We start from the raw sequence: 15,487 nt of genomic DNA on the forward strand, positions 1-15,487 counted from the left end.
CGTCGGGCACGGCGGTGACGTGCCCCGGCGGCCAGGCCGGAGAGCGGGACGACGTCGGCCTCGTCGCCGGGTGCACCGCCCGCGGCCCGGTCCGGGCTCGCGCCGTCGTGCGGTCCGGGACCGGCGAGCGCGGTCGCGTGCTCGGGCGTGAGCATGCCGAGGATGCCCGGCATGCCGGCCAGCCCGGCGACCGAGTCCCGGCACGCCGCGCACGTCGCCAGGTGCCGCTCGAACTCCCGGCGGTCCTGCGGCCCGAGCGCCCCGAGCACGTACGCCGCGTCCCACTCGCGGTACGGGTCCGGGGGAGGGGTGGCGGTCATGGCGTGACTCCCTTCTCCTGCAGCGCCAGGCGCAGCGCGCGGAGCGCGTAGTGCATGCGGGACTTGACCGTCCCGGGCGGCACCCCCTGCTCGGACGCCAGCTCGGCGACCGACCGACCGCGGTAGTACGCGCCGACCACGACCGCGCGGTGCTCCGGCGAGAGCCCGACGAGCGCGTCGGCGACGAGCCAGGCGTCGAGGACGGCCTGCGACGCGTCCTCCTCGCCGTGCTCGGGCAGCTGGGGGCTCGCGACCTCGCGCCGGTGGTGCGCGCGCCGCAGGTCGTCGACGACGAGGTTGCGCGCGACCGTGAACAGCCACGCACGCACCGACCCCTCGGGACGCTCCAGCACCTCGGGGTGGCTCCACGCGCGCAGGAGCGTCTCCTGCACGACGTCCTGCGCGCGGGCGTCGTCGGTCATCCGGGCGACGTACCGGTGCAGCGCCGTGCCGTGCGCGGCGTGGACGGCGCGCAGCAGCTCGTCGGCGACCGGACCCGCAGGGCCTGCCGCCGTCCCGGTCCCGTCGTCGGCGACCACCGCGCTCAGGAGGCCTGCGTCAGCGCGAGGCTGAACTCGACGCTGCCCGTGTCCTCGACCTCGACGAACCCGAGGCTGGGCGCCTCGACGCCGAAGTCGGCGAAGGTGATGGGGATCTCGCCGACCACCTGCACGTCGTCGCCGGTCGCGCCGATCTGGGCGTCCACGGTGACGGGCTGCGACACGCCCCGGATCGTCAGGTCGCCCGCGAGCTCGACCGAGCCCGCGGCGTCGGGCACCTCGACGGGCTCGGTGAGCACGAACGTCGCCGTCGGGTGCTCGGCCACCTGGATGGCGGTGTCCCGGAAGTAGGCGTCGCGGTTCGCGACGTCCGTCGCGACGGTCGTCATGTCCACGACGACCTCGGCCTCGGTGAGCGACCCCTCGGCGAGCGTCACGGATCCCGTGACGTCCTCGGTGCGGCCCGTGACCGTCACGTCCTCGCCGTTGAGGATCTCGTCGAGGCGGTACCCCGCGAACGAGCCCGGCCCCACGTCCCACGTCCCGTCGAGCGCTGCGGCGTCGAGCGTGGACCCGGTGGTGGCGTCGAGCGTCGGCGCGGCCTGCGCGCGGTCCTCGGACCAGTCGGCGTACAGGCCCGGGCCGAACACGACCGCGGCCCCTCCCAGCACGACCACCGCGGCACCGGCCCCCAGCAGGACCGTCGTCCTCGTGCGCACGTGCGTCTCCCTCCGTCGTGGTGCGCCGCACCCCTGCGCGCGACGCGTCTCACCCGGTAGACGGGGCGGGGTGCCCTGCGGTTCACCCGGGGGCGCACCTGGCTCAGAGCAGCGGTGCGCAGAGGCAGAACGGGTGCCCCTCGGGGTCGGCGTAGACGCGGAACGGGTCACCGGGGTGGCCCTCCTCCTCCGGCGTGCCGGTCAGCGCCGTGGCCCCGCACGCGAGCGCGTGCTCGTGCGCGGCGTCGAGGTCCGGCACGTAGAGGTCGACGTGCACGCGCGCGCCGCCGGGCCAGGGCGGCACGGTCGCGCCGGAGCGCTGGAACGCGAGCCGCGTGGGGCCGTCGCCGGGGGACTCGAGCGTCAGCCAGTCGTCGCCGTCCGGGCCGGGCGTCTCGTGGCCGGGCGTGTACTGCCAGCCGGTGAGGCGCCGGTAGAAGTCGGCGAGGGCGCGCGGGTCGCGCGCGTCGATCGTCACGTTGCGCAGCGGCATCGGGATCGCGGGGCCCGTGGGCGGGTGCGGCTGGTTCATCGGGCTCAGCCCACCGTCTCGCGCAGCCACGCGACGTCGGCCGGGACGTCCGCGTGCGTCTCGCAGACGACCGACGTGCCCGCGGCCTTGACGACGCCGAGCAGCAGCTCGGGGTCGATGGTGCCGGCCGTGAGGCTCGCGTGGCGGTCCGCTCCCGAGCCCGCGGCGTCGCGGCTGTTGTTGAGGTGCACGAGGTCGAGCCGGCCGGTGATGGCCGTGACCTGCTCGACGGCGGTCGTCAGGTCGATGCCGCCCGCCCACGCGTGGCACGTGTCGAGGCAGAAGCCGACCCTGTCCGCGCCGTCGGCCTGCTGGATCGCGGCCCACAGCCCCTCGATGCGCTCGAGCCGGCGCGCCATCGAGAAGTCGCCGCCCGCGGTGTTCTCGACGTACACGGTGATGTCGGTCTCGAGCGCGTCGATCGCCTTGCGCCAGTTGTCGAACCCCTTCGCCGGGTCGTCCTTCGCCGTGACGTGGCCGCCGTGGACCACGAGGCCCGTGGCGCCCACGGCCGCGGCGCCGTCGGCCATCTGCTGCAGGAGCTTGCGGCTCGGGATGCGGATGCGGTTGTTCGTCGACGCGACGTTGATGACGTACGGCGCGTGCACGACGAGCTGGAGGTCGGCCGCCGCGGCGTCCGCCTTCAGCGCCTCGGCGCCGCCCGGGTACGTGAACTCCGGGCCCTTCCAGGACTGGGGGTCGCCCAGGAAGATCTGCGCGACGTCCGCCCCGAGGGTGCGGGCCTGCGCGATGACGTCCGACTGGTCGAGGTGGGCTCCGATCCGCATGGGTCCCAACCTACGCGGACGTGCCCACGCAGCAACGCGCCGGCCGCGCGGTCACCAGCCGTTGTTCCTCCGCAGCACGTCACGGCGCAGGTCGAGCAGCGCCGCGCGGGCGCGCCGGCGACGGTCGGTCGGGTCGACGGTGAGCTCGTCCCCGGCGTTGGCCTGGCGACGCGGCTCGCCGGCGACGTTGAGCCCGAGGTCGACGGTGGCCGGCCGCGAGGTGCGGGCGCGCTCACGCACGGTGGTCGACGGCGCGGTCGCCGGGGCGGTCGTGGCGCCGGGGGAGGAGAAGAGCGGGCGGTGGTCGGGCACGGGGACCTCCGGGGCGGTCGGGCCGGTGGGCCGTCGGACCGGCGACGCGCGCCGGTCCGACGGTGGCTGGTGCGCCCGGCGGGTGCCGGGCGCGCGACCATCGTCGGACTGCGACGTTTCCCCTTGTCGTCGCTCGCGTTACCTGTGTGTTGCCGTTCCCGCCGGCGCGGTGCGGCGCGTCAGCCCCGGTCGCGGCCTGCGCACGAGGCCACGGTGGCGCCGTCGACGCGCAGCGACGCCTCCCAGCGCCACGCCGGGTCGAGGCCGTCGATCGTCGCCTGCGGGACGTGGACGGTCCCGACGTCGCTCCCCGGCGCCGCGGTGACCAGCTCGTGCGTCGAGCCCCCGTCGGGGTGCGGCGTCACGACGACGGACGACGTCCACTCGCCCAGCGGCTCGCCCTTCCACGTGCTGAGGGCGAGGACGAGCTCGGCGTCGACCGGCACGTCGGCGGTGGCGGACGCCGAGGGCACGACGGCGTAGGTCGCCTCGAGCCCGTCGCGGTCCGGCGCCTCGGGCGGGGACGCCGTGCGCGTCACGCCCCAGCGGGTCTCCGTCCGCTCCGTCGAGTACGACCGGACGTCGACCTGCTCCAGCGTCAGCGGCGCCGTCGACGCCCCGGGCTCCAGCACGGGCGTGCAGACCTCGTGCCACAGGTCGTCCGACGTGACGTACCCGGGCGTCAGCGCGAACGCCGCCGCGGTGACGCACAGGAGCGTCGCGCCGGCGGTGAGGAGCCGCGACGTGAGGCGCGCACGGGCCGGCCGAGCGGCGTCGGCCCCTGTTCGGGGTGCGTCGGCGCGGCGGCCCCGGAGCGCCGCGACCCACGGGTGCGGATCGATGGGACGCACCGAGGAGATCACGACGGTGCCCAGGAGCGAGTCGGCGAACGTCTTGCGCTGCGGGTGCCACAAGGGCCGGAGGAAGCCGATGAGGAGGATGCTGTCGAGCACGTGCGCGAGCCACCGCAGCACGGTGACGACCAGCCCGGCGGGCCGGCCGGTCTCCTCACGGACGACGACGATGCCGACGGTCCGCTTCCCCGGCGTCGAGCCCGTGTACGCCTGGAGCACGGTGAGGGCGACGGCGGTCGCGACGAGCCAGCCGCTGTCGGTCGCCGTCGACGTCGAGCCCGGGCCGAAGCCCGGCAGGATCGCAGGGGAGCCGACCGGGCCGAGGGCGAGGAACGCCACGGAGGAGACGATCGCGGTGTCGAGGAGGTAGGCGAGCACGCGCTGCAGCCAGCCCGCGTACGACCGCTGTGCGGGATCCGGTCCGAGCCCCGGCAGCGTCGGCTCGAGGTCTCCGGCTCCGACGCCGTGCGTCGGTCCCCTGCCGGTGGGGGCGTCGATGGCCACGGCCCGATCCTGGCAGAGGGCGCGGTCAGGGTCACGCGTCGACCCAGGGCGGACGGCGTCGTGCCGCCGGGCGTGGTGCACGGCTGTGCGCCAGGGTCCCGGCATAGGGGGCGCTGACCCGTCGCGCAGCGGCGGGATCGAGGACGGAAGCCGCCGGTCCCGCCGGCGGTCGGACGGGAGACCGAGATGCACCTGAGCTGGTCCGCGAGCGCGGTCGGGGACACCGACGCGCTCGGTCGCCACGGCGACGACCTGGGCGGCCGGACGTCGTCGGCCCCCCGGACCGACACGGCCACGGAGACCGACGCCGCGTCGCCCGCGCCGCCGCCGGGCGTCGTCCTCCCCGCCAGCGCCCCCTGATCCCCGGCGTCGCCGCCGCCCGTGTTCACGAACGGAGGTTGTGCCGTGACCCGCACATCCGTCCACCAGGTCGTCCTGCCCACCCTGTGGGGCTACGCCACCCTGACCCGCCGCAGCCACCCCGCCCTTCCCCAGGGCGGCAGCACGCGACGCGTCGACACCGTCCTGCCGCCGATCCTGTCGCCGCACGAGCTGGCGGACTTCCACCGCCGCCTCCGCACGCGCCCGGGCGCGCTGCGCCGGCCGGTCGCGAAGCCCGGCGAGCGCCGCCTGCGCGAGGCGCTGCGGACGGCGATCGACATCCGGACCACCGGCGTCCTCGAGCACTCCCCGCAGACGGACCTGTTCGGCCTGCGTGACCTCGCCCTCGCCTCCCTCGTGCGCGCCATGCGCACCGCGACGACGCTGACCCTCGCCGAGCACGAGGAGGCCCTCGCGCGCCAGCTCGCGTGGTGCGGCTTCGTCGCCGCGCGCGACGGCGAGGTGGGCAGCGCCCTCGACGCCGCCGCCGCCCTGCGGCAGCTCGCGGTGCAGCGCGCCGACGCGCGCAGCGGCGACCTGTCGGCCTGACGGCCCGTTGCCCGGCCCGAGCGACGTCGACGACGACGCTGCGCGGCTCAGCGTCGCGGAGCCGGCGTCGCGCTGCCGCACGTCTCCGGGCGTCGACGCCTCCCGCGGTCGTGGCGGACGGCACCGACGACCTGCAGGACGAGGACGACGGCTGCCAGGGCGACGAGCACGGGCCGGTGCTCGGGGAGGAGAGCGATCGCCACGCCGAGGCTCCCCGTCACGGTCCACCGGAGCGCGTGGGCCTTCCACGACGTCCCGAGAAGGCCGGGACGCGGGTCCGTCGCACCCGGTGCCTCCCGGTACGCGTCAGCGTCCACCCGCCTCGCCGCAGGGACCGGGGGCGGGCCGTCCGGAGCGCCTCGTCGTGCGTCCACGCCCCGACCCTAGCGACGGGCGCCGGGCGCGCCCGAGCCGGCGCACCGGGACGCCCGACGTGCCTGCACGTGCGCATCTGCCTACGGTCGTGGAGGCCGTCTCAGCAGGGAAGGAGCGAGTATGACGAGCATCGACGAGGGTGGCGACCTGTGGCAGGAATTCCACGACGTCGTGAACATGACCTCCCGCGAGCTGCGCGAGTGGCTCGCGACCGACGCGTCGGGGCCGGGCTCCGACGCCCTCCCGGACCAGGCGGGCAGCGACCTGTCGCGCGGCGTCCTGGACATCCTCGGCAAGCGCCGCACGGACCTCACGCCCGCGGACGCGGAGGTCATGCAGCGCGTCGTCGACCAGATCACGGAGATCCGCGGCGGGGTGGAGGAGCCCACGGCGGGCGACACGGAGTGGCGGCACCGCCTCATGTCGCTCGGCCACGACCCGCTGAAGGACCCGGACGCCTGACAACGGCCCGTCCCGCACGGACGGGGTGCGCGTGACGGGCCCGGACCGGGCGTGGCGGGCCGTCGTGCTCGGGCAGGTCGCGCGCGACCTCGTCCTCGCCGTCGACGCCCTGCCGGAGGGCGGCGCGTCGGCGGTGGTGCGCCAGCGCCGTGAGCTGCTCGGCGGCAAGGGGGCGAACCAGGCGCTCGCGTGCCTGCGGCTCGGCCTCGACGCGGCGGTGATCGGGGTGGTCGGCGACGACGACGCGGGCCGCGACGTGCTGGCGCGGGCCCGCGCGGACGGGCTCGACGTCGACGACGTCGTCCGGCGCGACGGCTCCCCCACGGCGCTGCTCACCGACGTCGTCGAGGCGGACGGCACGCGCCGCCTGCTCGAGGACGTGCCGCCCGGCACGCTGCTCACGGCCGCGGACGTCCGCGCGTCCTCGGCACGGCTCGCGACCGCGGACGCCGTGCTCCTGCAGCTTCAGCAGCCCCGCACCGCGGTCCTCGAGGCGCTGCGGACCGCGGTGGGTGCCGGCGCGCTCGTCGTGGCCGACGGCGCCCCGCCGGACGACGACGTGCGCGACGAGCTCGCCGCGCACGCCCACGTGCTCCGGGCCGACGCCGCGGAGACGGCCGCGCTCGTCGGTCACGAGCCCGCCGGCGTCGAGGAGACGGTCGAGGCGGCTCACGCGCTGCGCTCGCGCGGTCCGGTGCTCGTCGCGCTGGCCGCGGGGCAGGAGGAGAACGTCGTCGTGTGGGACGGCGGGCACGTCGTCATGCCGCTCCTGGAGGGGCCCGTCACGGACCCGACCGGCGCAGGTGACGCGTTCACCGCGGCGCTCGCGGCGGGCCTGCTGCACGGCCGGACGCCCGAGGAGACGGCGTGGTGGGCGTCCGCCGCCGCCGTGCTCGCGGTCGGCACGCTCGGCGGACGGCCGTCGTTCGACCTGACGGCCGTCCGTGAGCGCGCCGAGCGCGCGCGTGCCGCCGCCGGCTGACCGCGGGTCAGGCGCCGAAGGGGAACCGTCCGAGCGGGTCGTACTGGGCGCGCACGGAGCGCAGCCGGTCGAGCGTCTCGGGCGACCACGCGTGCGCGAGCCGCTCCTCCGTCCACGGCGCGGGCAGGAAGTTGACGTTCGTCTCGCTCGCGGCCCACGGCGCCGACCAGGCTGCGAAGTCGGCGAAGCTCGCGACCATGGTCGGGACGAGCGGCGGGTTCATCCCGACGAACGTCAGCATGTACCCGCCCGTGCGCCCCCCGACGGCGGAGCCGCCGGGCACGTCGCGGGCGGTCGCCGCGCCGATGTGACGGATCTCGGCGCCGAGGAACGGCGAGTCGCCGCCCGGGCCGTACGCGGCGAGGTAGCGGTCGACGAACGCGTCGTCGAGGGTGCGCAGCTCGGCGCCGGCGACCCACGAGGGCCCCGGGTCCTCCGGATCGGCGTGGATCGCGGCGATCGCTGCCGCGGGCATCTCGGCGATCGTGTCGACGAGCGCCGGGGCGACGGACCGCAGCGGCGCGGCGAGGCGCTCGCCCTCGGCGGCGTCGCCCGGGTACGCGAAGCGCAGCGTGAGCACGGTGCGACCCCGCAGCGGCTCGGGCACGAACGGCAGGTCCGGCAGGGTGAGCACCACGACGGACGTCGTGACGTCGTCGGGTGCGGTCGCCGTCCAGCGGGCCCACGCGCGCAGCACGTCGGCGATGTGCGGGGTGTCGACGGTCAGAGACCCGCCGTACAGCGTCTGCAGGGGGACGAGCTCGACGTCGGCGCGCGTGACGATGCCGAGGCCGCCCTTGCCGCCGCGCAGCGCCCAGAACAGGTCCGGCTCCGACTCGGCCGTCGCCTCGACGACGGAGCCGTCCGCGAGGACGACGCGGAACCCGCGCACGCGGTCGGACGAGACGCCGTGGCTGCGCGCGAGCGGGCCGAGGCCGCCGCCGAGCAGGTACCCGACGACGCCGACGTGCGCCGACGAGCCCGCGATCGGCGCGAGGCCGTGCGCGGCGGCCGCCTCGACGACCGCCGACCACCGGGTGCCGGCACCGATGCGGGCGATGCGCGTGGCCGGGTCGATCTCGACGCCCGCGAGCGCGGCCGTGTCGACGACGACACCGTCGACGATCGGCGTCGCGCCGCCGTGACCGGTCGCGTACGGGCGGACGGTCAGGTCCTGCGCGGTCGCGAAGCGGACGGCCTCGACGACGTCCTGCTCGCTCGTCGCGAGGACGGCGAGCGGCGGGTCGTTGAGCACGAGCGTGCTGTGCGCGGGGACGGCCGCCCCCGGTGTGAGGCCGCCGTCGACGACCTCGTCCCGGGCGACGACGGTGCCGGCGACGCGTGCGCGGAGCCGCGCGACGTCGTCGGGCAGGGGTGCGGTCGTCGCGGACGACGAGACGGTGCTGGACATGCGCGATCCCTCCGGTGTGTGCCGGCGCCTGTGGTGGCGCTCCCACCGGAGGGACGGTCCAGCACCGTCCCGTGTGACATCGCAGGTCAGCGGGCGAGGGCGTCCAGCACCCGGCGGACCGACGAGCCCAGGCCCCACCGCTCGGTGAGCGCGTCGAGGGCGTCCGGGTCGGCGGGCGTCGTCGGCAGCGCGTCGTCGACGTCGCCCACGGGGGCGTCGCGCGCGACCTGCACCACGGTGGGCGCGACGGCGAGGTAGTCGGCCGCCTCGGTGAGGCGCCGACGCTGCGTCGCGGTGAGGCCGGCGTCGCCGTCGTCGCGCGCGGCGAGGACGCCCGCGAGGTCGCCGTAGCGGTCGAGCAGCGCGACGGCCGTCTTCTCGCCGATGCCCGGGACGCCCGGCAGGCCGTCGCTCGGGTCGCCGCGCAGCACCGCCATGTCCGCGTAGCCGGCGCCGCTGCGCACGCCGTACCGCTCGGTGAGGCGCGCCTGGTCGACGAGCTCGAGGTTCTTCACGCCCTTGGACGGGTAGAGCACGCGCACGCCGGCCGCGTCGTCGACGAGCTGGAAAAGGTCCCGGTCCCCGGTGACGACCTCGACCCGGGCGCGGTCCGCCGGGCCGACGGGCGTGCCGTCGCCCTCTGCGGTCCGCGCGACCTCGCGCGCCGTCAGCGTGCCGATGACGTCGTCGGCCTCGTAGCCCGGCGCGCCGACGCGCGCGATCCCCAGCGCGGCGAGCACCTCGACGATGACCGGCACCTGAGGGGTGAGCTTGTCCGGGACCTCCTCCACGCCCGTGGTCCCGGGCTCCTCGCGCGCGACGCGGTGCGCCTTGTACGACGGGATCGCCTCGACGCGGAACGCCGGCCGCCAGTCGTCGTCCCAGCACGCGACGAGGCGGTCGGGCCGGCGGTCCGTCACGAGCGTGGCGATCATGTCGAGCAGCCCGCGCACCGCGTTGACCGGTGTGCCGTCGGGCGCCTTGATCGAGTCGGGGACGCCGAAGAACGCGCGGAAGTACAGGGACGCGGTGTCGAGCAGGAGGAGGTCGGTACCCGCGGTGCCGTCGGTGCCCGCTGCCGGCGCGTCGGTGCTCTCGGTCATGCGGCCATCCTGCCGCACGCCCCCGACGCCGTACGGCGCGCGACCGTTCCCGAGCCCGCCAGGGTGCGCCACTCCCTGGGTGCGCCCCGGCCTTCTCGACCACGTCGGCCCCCTCGAGGGTGGAGCCATGCCGCACCATGCACCGGAAGGACGCCCGATGAGCACCGACCCCACCCTGGACGCGCTGACCGCCTCCGCCGCCGACCCCGACCGGTTCGTCCTGCTGCGTGGCGCGACCGTCGTGACCATGGACCCCGCCCTGGGCACCGTCGACGCCGGTGACGTGCTGCTCCGCGGAGATCGGGTCGTTCAGGTCGGCCGCCACCTGCCGGACTCCGGGGCGATCGTCGTCGACGTGAGCGGCAGCGTCGTCGCCCCGGGCATGGTCGACACCCACCGGCACGCCTGGCAGGCGCAGATGCGGCGCACCATCCCGGACGTCGACGACCTGGCCGGGTACCTGCAGTCCACGCTCGTGCACGTCGCGCCGGCCTACACCGCCGAGGACGTGTACGTCGGGACGCGCCTGGCCGCGCTGACCGCGCTGGACGGCGGCATCACCACGATGCTCGACTTCTCCCACAACTCGCGCACCGCGGCCCACTCGGACGCTGCGATCACGGCGCTGGTCGACGCAGGCATCCGCGGGGTGCACGCGTCCATGGCCCCGCACTTCGGCGACCGGGACGGCCAGTGGCCCGCGGACCTGGCCCGGCTGCGCTCGACGTACGCCCCCACCGACGACGGGCTGGTCACGCTCCGCCTGGCGGCGCTGGCCACCGGAGACATCGCCGAGCACCTCGCCTACGGCCCCGCGCTGGCCAGGGTCGCGGCAGACCTGGACATCGGCGTGAGCCTGGACGTGATGTTCGGCCGTGCCGCGTCGCGAGCGGTCCTCGACTGGCAGAGTCAGGGCCTGCTCGGCCCGCACCTCGAGTCCATCCACTCCACGGCGCTGTCCGCGGACGCCTGGGCGGCGATGCGCGACCACGGAGTCACCGTCTCCCTGGCTCCCACCTCCGACGCCCAGATCGGGCTGGAGGACGCCGTCCCGCCGGTCGACGAGGCCCTCGCCCACGGGATCCGACCCGGGCTGTCGGTGGACGTGGAGGTCGCGCTGGCGTCCGACATGTTCACCCAGATGCGCGCGCTGCTGACGATCCAGCGCATGCGTGCGGTCAACGCCACCTACGGCACCGGCCAGGAGCCCACCCGGATCACGACCCGCGACGTGCTCGACTTCGCCACCCTGTCCGGGGCACGCACGCTCCGGCTCGACGGCCGCGTCGGCTCGGTCACCCCCGGCAAGCAGGCCGACCTGATCGTGGTCGACGCCGAGGCGGTCAACACCATGCCGCTGCACGACGCCGTCGGGACCCTCGTGCTGGGCGCCGACCGCTCGAACGTCACCTCGGTGTGGGTGGCCGGCCAGGTGCGCAAGTGGGCGGGTCAGCTCGTCGGGGTGGACGTCGACGCCCTGCGCGCCCAGGTGCACGACTCCGTCTCCCGGATCACCGGACGCCTCGCCACCACCGGAGGCGTCCGGTGACCCCGCCCGGCAGCGGCACGTTCGTCGTCACCGGCGCGCACGTCAGGACGTCCCCCCGGACCCTGGAGCCCGGCGACCTGTACGTCGTCGGGCAGCGGCTGGCCGCGGGACCGGCCGGCCCCGGGGCGGAGGCCGTCGACGCCGAGGGCGCGTACGCCGTCCCGCTGCTGGTCGACAGCGCCGTGGCACGGTTGCCGCGGTCCGGGCGCGGCCGGTACGACCTGGTGCCCGGCAACCCGGCCACCTTCGCCGTCGTGCGTCGTCCGGTCACGGAGGCGCAGGTGCGCGCCATGCTGGTGGTCGACCCGCGGGACCTGCTGGCGGTGTGGGTCGACGGGCACCTCGAGGCCTGGGACGGCGAGCCGACCCGGCCTGCGGGGCAGGACGTCGCCGACCCGTCGGTCCGGGACACGTGGGTGGGCACCTGGCACGACCCTCGCCGGGACCTGCTGCAGCACCTGCGGCCCGACGGTCGCTACTCCGAGACCCGGGGCGGGCGCGCCGACGCCTACACCGGCCGCTACTGGGTCCACGCCGACCGCATCACGTACCTGGACGACTCCGGCTTCTGGGCGTTCGGGCAGCTGCTGGACGGCGTGCTGCACCACGCCGGGTTCGTCATGACCCGACGCTGATCCCGCGGCGCGCCGGGCCGGTCCCGCCCGGCGCGCTGCGCCCGGATCCTGCCAGGGAGCACCAGGTCCTGGTTGCCGAGGCGCGCGGCGCCTACGGTCGGGACGTGAGCACCTCCGATCTCGGTCCGTTCCTCAAGGCCCGCCGCGGCCGCGTCCAGCCCGACGACGTCGGGCTGCCCGGGCACGGCGCCCGCCGCGTGCCGGGACTGCGGCGCGAGGAGGTCGCGATGCTCGCCGGCGTCAGCGTGGACTACTACGCGCGCCTGGAGCAGGGCCGCGAACGCAACCCGTCGCCGTCGGCGCTCGACGCGATCGCCAGTGCGCTGTGCCTCGACATCGACCAGCGAGACCACCTCTTCCGCCTGGCCGGTCTGGCCCCCGCCGTCCTGGCACCGGTCGCGACGGCTCCGCCGCAGTCGCTGCTGGAGCTGCTCGAGGCGTGGCCGCACACCCCCGCGCTGATCATCGACCGCCAGCTCGACGTGCTGGCGCACAACGCCCTGGCCGGTGCCCTCTACTCCGGCTTCGACCTCGTCGACAACCTGGCGCGCATGACGTTCCTCGACCCGGTCGCCGCCGACTTCTACACCCGCTGGGACCGGGCGGCGGAGTCCTGCGTGGCGAACCTGCGCCTGGCCCTGGGGCACGTGGACTCCGCCGACGCCGTGCGCCGGCTGGTGGTCGAGCTGTCCGCGGCCAGCGCCGCGTTCCGACACCTGTGGGCGAGGCACGACGTGCGCGGCAAGACGCACGACGCCAAGGCGTTCCACCACCGCGACGTCGGCGAGCTCGTCCTCGGCTACCACGCGTTCGACGTCAAGGGCTCGCCCGGCCACCAGCTGATCGTCTACCAGGCCGAGCCGGGCTCTCCCAGCGCCGACAAGCTGCGGGTGCTGGGCTCCCTGCACGCCCCGGACGCCGCGACGGCGGGACGCGTCGCACCGGCCGCCCGCCGCGAGCGGTCCGGGTGAGGGTGCCGTCCAGGCGTCGCTCCGCACGTCGGGCTCGTCGCCGCCGGGTGCGAGGGGATGGAACCGGCGGCCACCGGGGAACCGGGCCGGCCGGGTCGCACCACCCACGCGGGCGGGGGGCCGACCGATGACTACGGGACGTCGTCGCGGTCGACCTCAGGAGCGGGGACCGGCCCCGCGCGACCCCAGGAGGCGACATGCTCGACAAGGCGTTCAGCGGGTTCTCGGTCGAGGACGTCGACGCGGCCCGGACGTTCTACGGCGACGTGCTCGGCCTGACCGTGCGCGGCGACGACATGCTGTGGCTCGACGTGCCCGGCACGACCGGCGTCCTCGTGTACCCGAAGGGCGAGGCGCACGAGCCGGCGTCGTTCACGGTCCTCAACTTCCCCGTGCCCGACGTGCCGGCCGCCGTCGCCGACCTGCGCGGGCGCGGGGTGGAGTTCGAGCGGTACGCGGGCACGCCCGTCGAGACGGACGAGGACTTCGTGTTCCGCGGCGGCGGGCCGCTCATCGCGTGGTTCACCGACCCGGCGGGCAACGTGCTGTCGGTCATCGAGGACGACGGCACGGCGGGCGGCGCGTGACGGCCCCGGCGGCTCGGCGCACGAGACGCCGGCCGCCTCACCACAGGTAGATCTTCTGCCCCGGCTGGAGCGGCTGTCCGTTCGCCTGCGGGATCAGCCGGTTGAGCGCGGACCCGAGCTCCTCCTCGGGGTAGAACCGCAGCGCGATGCTCGACAGGTCGTCGCCCTCGACGACGAAGTACGTCGTCGGCGCACCGTCCGTGTCGAGGAGCACGACGGTCCCCGACGCACCGCCGCGAGCACCGCTGTCCACGGGCGGGGACTCGGGCAGCCGGTCGCGGACGTCGTCCGAGGCGCCCGGACCTTCCGCGGCGGGCGGGTCGAGGCGCGGTGCGTCGGCGTCGAGCCTGTCCGGCGCCGGGAGCCGCTGCACCTCACGGACGGGGCCGTCCGGCACGGTCAGCCGCACGGTCGCGGTGGCGGTCGCCGTCGGCGGCGGGTCGGGGACGTCGGGAGAACCGCCCGTGCAGGCGGTGCCGGCGAGCAGCACCACGGCCGCACCGGCCACGATCCCGTACGAGCCCCTCATGCCCCTCCGAGTCCCTCCTCGCGTGCGCGGACGATCGCGGCGGCGCGGTCGCGCACGGCCAGCTTCGTCAGCACGTTCGTCACGTGGTTGCGCACCGTCTTCGGGCTGAGCGCGAGCCGCCGCGAGATCGCCGTGTTGTCGAGCCCTGCGGCGACCAGGTCGAGCACCTCGCGCTCGCGGTCGGTGAGCTGCGGGAAGGGTACCCGCGCGGCGGACCGGCCGCCGACGACGTACGCCATGGCGCGCTCGGCGACCGCCGGGGCGAGGATCATCGCGCCGTCCGCGACGGAGCGCACGGCGCGCTCGACTTCCGCCGGGCTCGCGGACTTCACGAGGTAGCCGCGGGCGCCCGCGCGCACCGCGGCGACGACGACGTCCGCGTCCTCGTGCATCGTCACGACGAGCACGCGCACGCCCGGCCGCGCGCGGACGAGGTCGCGCGTCACGTCGACGCCCGAGCCGTCGGTGAGGTCCACGTCCATGAGGACGACGTCGGGCTGCGCAACGGACGCCTCCGCCGCGCCGGCACGGTCGGCGGAGCCGTCGAGCCCGAGCAGCCCGCGCGCCTGCGCCGCGGACGCGGCCTGCCCGACGACGCGCACGCCGTCGAGCGAGCCCAGCAGCGCGACGAGACCGAGCCGGAAGAGGGGGTGGTCGTCCACCACGACGACGTCGACCGTCCGCGCCTCCTCTGCTGCGCTCATGCGACCACCTCGTCCGCAGACGTCGCGGCCCGCGGCGCGAACGCGGCACCGCCCGGTACGATCGGCAGGACTGCGCGCACGCGCGTGCCCGGTCGTGCGGCGCCGGGCCGCACGGCCGTGACCTCGACGCGTCCGCCCAGCTCCTCCGCGCGCTCGTGCACGGACCGGGAGCCGACGCCGGTGCGCGCGTCGGGCGCGACGCCCACCCCGGCGTCCTCGCACGTGACGACGAGCGCGTCGCCGAGCACCTCCACGCTCAGGCGGCACTCCGCCGCGCCCGAGTGCCGGGCGGCGTTGACGACGGACTCGCTCGCGATCGCGTACGCGGCGGCTGCGACGCGCGCGTCGAGACCGGCGCACGGGTCGCACCGCACGTCGACGACGAAGCCCGCCACCGCCTGGCGTCCCGCGAGCTCGCCGAGCGCGGCCTCGAGCCCGAGCTCGTCGAGCGACGGCGGCAGGAGGCTGCGCGAGAGGGCGCGCACGTCCTCGACGCGCTGCTCCGCCTCGGCGCCGAGCGCGTCGAGGATGGCCGCGGCCGCGGCGGGGTCGGTCTCGAGCACGTTCCGCGCGCCCTGCAGGCCCAGGCGCAGCCCCGTGAGCCAGGGGCCCACGCCGTCGTGCAGCTCGCGGCGGATGACACGCCGCTCGGCGAGGCGGGCGCGGGTCGTCGCGTCGCGCGCGGCCTCGAGCTCGCGCGCGCCCTGGGCGAGGGCGAGG

The 15,487-nt window shown here is 76.2% G+C and carries 21 protein-coding genes; 8 read left to right on the plus strand and 13 right to left on the minus strand.

Annotated features, from left to right (window positions below):
• The 7 genes from JZ5iCDA_RS18395 to JZ5iCDA_RS10325 all read right to left on the minus strand — a co-directional run.
• Positions 1–320 (minus strand): anti-sigma factor family protein (locus JZ5iCDA_RS18395; protein WP_171905349.1); only part of this gene is annotated, 320 nt, incomplete at its 3' end.
• Positions 317–859 (minus strand): sigma-70 family RNA polymerase sigma factor, encoded by a 543-nt coding sequence (locus JZ5iCDA_RS10300; RefSeq protein ID WP_069387090.1) that lies wholly within the window; start codon positions 857–859, stop codon positions 317–319. The genes JZ5iCDA_RS18395 and JZ5iCDA_RS10300, both read right to left, overlap by 4 nt.
• 5 nt (positions 860–864) lie before the next feature.
• Positions 865–1,539 carry a YceI family protein gene (locus JZ5iCDA_RS10305; RefSeq protein ID WP_069387091.1) on the minus strand — a complete coding sequence of 225 codons (675 nt, stop codon included), beginning with the start codon at positions 1,537–1,539 and terminating at the stop codon, positions 865–867.
• Between the two features lie 103 nt (positions 1,540–1,642).
• Positions 1,643–2,071: a VOC family protein gene (locus JZ5iCDA_RS10310; protein ID WP_253182045.1), complete on the minus strand. Its 429-nt coding sequence runs from the start codon at positions 2,069–2,071 to the stop codon at positions 1,643–1,645.
• 5 nt (positions 2,072–2,076) lie between these two features.
• Entirely contained in the window at positions 2,077–2,859 is a 783-nt protein-coding gene (locus tag JZ5iCDA_RS10315) for a deoxyribonuclease IV (RefSeq protein ID WP_069387092.1), read from the minus strand.
• Positions 2,860–2,910: 51 nt separating this feature from the next.
• Complete coding sequence (locus tag JZ5iCDA_RS10320; protein WP_069387093.1) at positions 2,911–3,171, minus strand: hypothetical protein; 261 nt, start codon at positions 3,169–3,171, stop codon at positions 2,911–2,913.
• A 179-nt stretch (positions 3,172–3,350) separates the two neighbouring features.
• On the minus strand, positions 3,351–4,529 hold the full coding sequence (locus tag JZ5iCDA_RS10325) for an RDD family protein (RefSeq protein WP_069387094.1): 1,179 nt from the start codon (positions 4,527–4,529) through the stop codon (positions 3,351–3,353).
• Positions 4,530–4,715: 186 nt separating this feature from the next.
• Between JZ5iCDA_RS10325 and JZ5iCDA_RS18855 the strand changes: the two genes are divergently transcribed.
• Together JZ5iCDA_RS18855 and JZ5iCDA_RS10330 are read left to right on the plus strand one after the other, a co-directional pair.
• Positions 4,716–4,889 (plus strand): hypothetical protein, encoded by a 174-nt coding sequence (locus tag JZ5iCDA_RS18855; RefSeq protein WP_171905350.1) that lies wholly within the window; start codon positions 4,716–4,718, stop codon positions 4,887–4,889.
• A gap of 45 nt (positions 4,890–4,934) precedes the next feature.
• Positions 4,935–5,459 carry a hypothetical protein gene (locus JZ5iCDA_RS10330; protein WP_069387095.1) on the plus strand — a complete coding sequence of 175 codons (525 nt, stop codon included), beginning with the start codon at positions 4,935–4,937 and terminating at the stop codon, positions 5,457–5,459.
• Positions 5,460–5,506: 47 nt separating this feature from the next.
• Here the strand turns inward: JZ5iCDA_RS10330 and JZ5iCDA_RS18860 are convergent, their stop codons facing one another.
• Complete coding sequence (locus tag JZ5iCDA_RS18860; RefSeq protein ID WP_171905351.1) at positions 5,507–5,662, minus strand: hypothetical protein; 156 nt, start codon at positions 5,660–5,662, stop codon at positions 5,507–5,509.
• Positions 5,663–5,954: 292 nt separating this feature from the next.
• Between JZ5iCDA_RS18860 and JZ5iCDA_RS10340 the strand changes: the two genes are divergently transcribed.
• Both JZ5iCDA_RS10340 and JZ5iCDA_RS10345 read left to right on the plus strand, forming a co-directional pair.
• Entirely contained in the window at positions 5,955–6,296 is a 342-nt protein-coding gene (locus JZ5iCDA_RS10340; RefSeq protein ID WP_069387097.1) for a DUF3140 domain-containing protein, read from the plus strand.
• A gap of 31 nt (positions 6,297–6,327) precedes the next feature.
• Positions 6,328–7,278: a PfkB family carbohydrate kinase gene (locus JZ5iCDA_RS10345; RefSeq protein WP_069387107.1), complete on the plus strand. Its 951-nt coding sequence runs from the start codon at positions 6,328–6,330 to the stop codon at positions 7,276–7,278.
• Between the two features lie 7 nt (positions 7,279–7,285).
• Here JZ5iCDA_RS10345 and JZ5iCDA_RS10350 read toward each other — a convergent pair whose 3' ends face one another.
• Positions 7,286–8,689 (minus strand): FAD-binding oxidoreductase, encoded by a 1,404-nt coding sequence (locus tag JZ5iCDA_RS10350; protein WP_069387098.1) that lies wholly within the window; start codon positions 8,687–8,689, stop codon positions 7,286–7,288.
• An 86-nt stretch (positions 8,690–8,775) separates the two neighbouring features.
• On the minus strand, positions 8,776–9,792 hold the full coding sequence (locus JZ5iCDA_RS10355) for a 5'-3' exonuclease (protein ID WP_069387099.1): 1,017 nt from the start codon (positions 9,790–9,792) through the stop codon (positions 8,776–8,778).
• A 157-nt stretch (positions 9,793–9,949) separates the two neighbouring features.
• Between JZ5iCDA_RS10355 and JZ5iCDA_RS10360 the strand changes: the two genes are divergently transcribed.
• The 4 genes from JZ5iCDA_RS10360 to JZ5iCDA_RS10375 all read left to right on the plus strand — a co-directional run bounded on the left by JZ5iCDA_RS10360 (position 9,950) and on the right by JZ5iCDA_RS10375 (position 13,534).
• A complete protein-coding gene (locus JZ5iCDA_RS10360; RefSeq protein WP_069387100.1) occupies positions 9,950–11,341 on the plus strand; it encodes an amidohydrolase family protein in 1,392 nt (463 codons plus the stop codon).
• Positions 11,338–11,976, plus strand: a complete 639-nt coding sequence (locus JZ5iCDA_RS19390; protein ID WP_069387101.1) for an Atu4866 domain-containing protein — start codon at positions 11,338–11,340, stop codon at positions 11,974–11,976. Before JZ5iCDA_RS10360 ends, JZ5iCDA_RS19390 begins: the two co-directional genes overlap by 4 nt.
• A gap of 104 nt (positions 11,977–12,080) precedes the next feature.
• A complete protein-coding gene (locus tag JZ5iCDA_RS10370) occupies positions 12,081–12,947 on the plus strand; it encodes a helix-turn-helix domain-containing protein (protein WP_069387102.1) in 867 nt (288 codons plus the stop codon).
• A 197-nt stretch (positions 12,948–13,144) separates the two neighbouring features.
• Complete coding sequence (locus JZ5iCDA_RS10375; RefSeq protein WP_069387103.1) at positions 13,145–13,534, plus strand: VOC family protein; 390 nt, start codon at positions 13,145–13,147, stop codon at positions 13,532–13,534.
• A gap of 37 nt (positions 13,535–13,571) precedes the next feature.
• Here the strand turns inward: JZ5iCDA_RS10375 and JZ5iCDA_RS10380 are convergent, their stop codons facing one another.
• The 3 genes from JZ5iCDA_RS10380 to JZ5iCDA_RS10390 form a co-directional block, all read right to left on the minus strand.
• On the minus strand, positions 13,572–14,063 hold the full coding sequence (locus JZ5iCDA_RS10380) for a LysM peptidoglycan-binding domain-containing protein (protein ID WP_069387104.1): 492 nt from the start codon (positions 14,061–14,063) through the stop codon (positions 13,572–13,574).
• The gene (locus JZ5iCDA_RS10385; protein ID WP_069387105.1) at positions 14,060–14,767 is read right to left on the minus strand and encodes a response regulator; all 708 of its coding nucleotides are present in this window, start codon (positions 14,765–14,767) and stop codon (positions 14,060–14,062) included. The genes JZ5iCDA_RS10380 and JZ5iCDA_RS10385 overlap by 4 nt, the downstream gene beginning before the upstream one ends.
• Positions 14,764–15,487, minus strand: a 724-nt coding sequence (locus JZ5iCDA_RS10390) for a sensor histidine kinase (RefSeq protein WP_253182046.1), incomplete at its 5' end; no start/stop codon positions are given. The genes JZ5iCDA_RS10390 and JZ5iCDA_RS10385, both read right to left, overlap by 4 nt.

Source organism: Cellulosimicrobium cellulans (genome assembly GCF_001722485.1).
GTDB lineage: Bacteria > Actinomycetota > Actinomycetes > Actinomycetales > Cellulomonadaceae > Cellulosimicrobium > Cellulosimicrobium cellulans_A.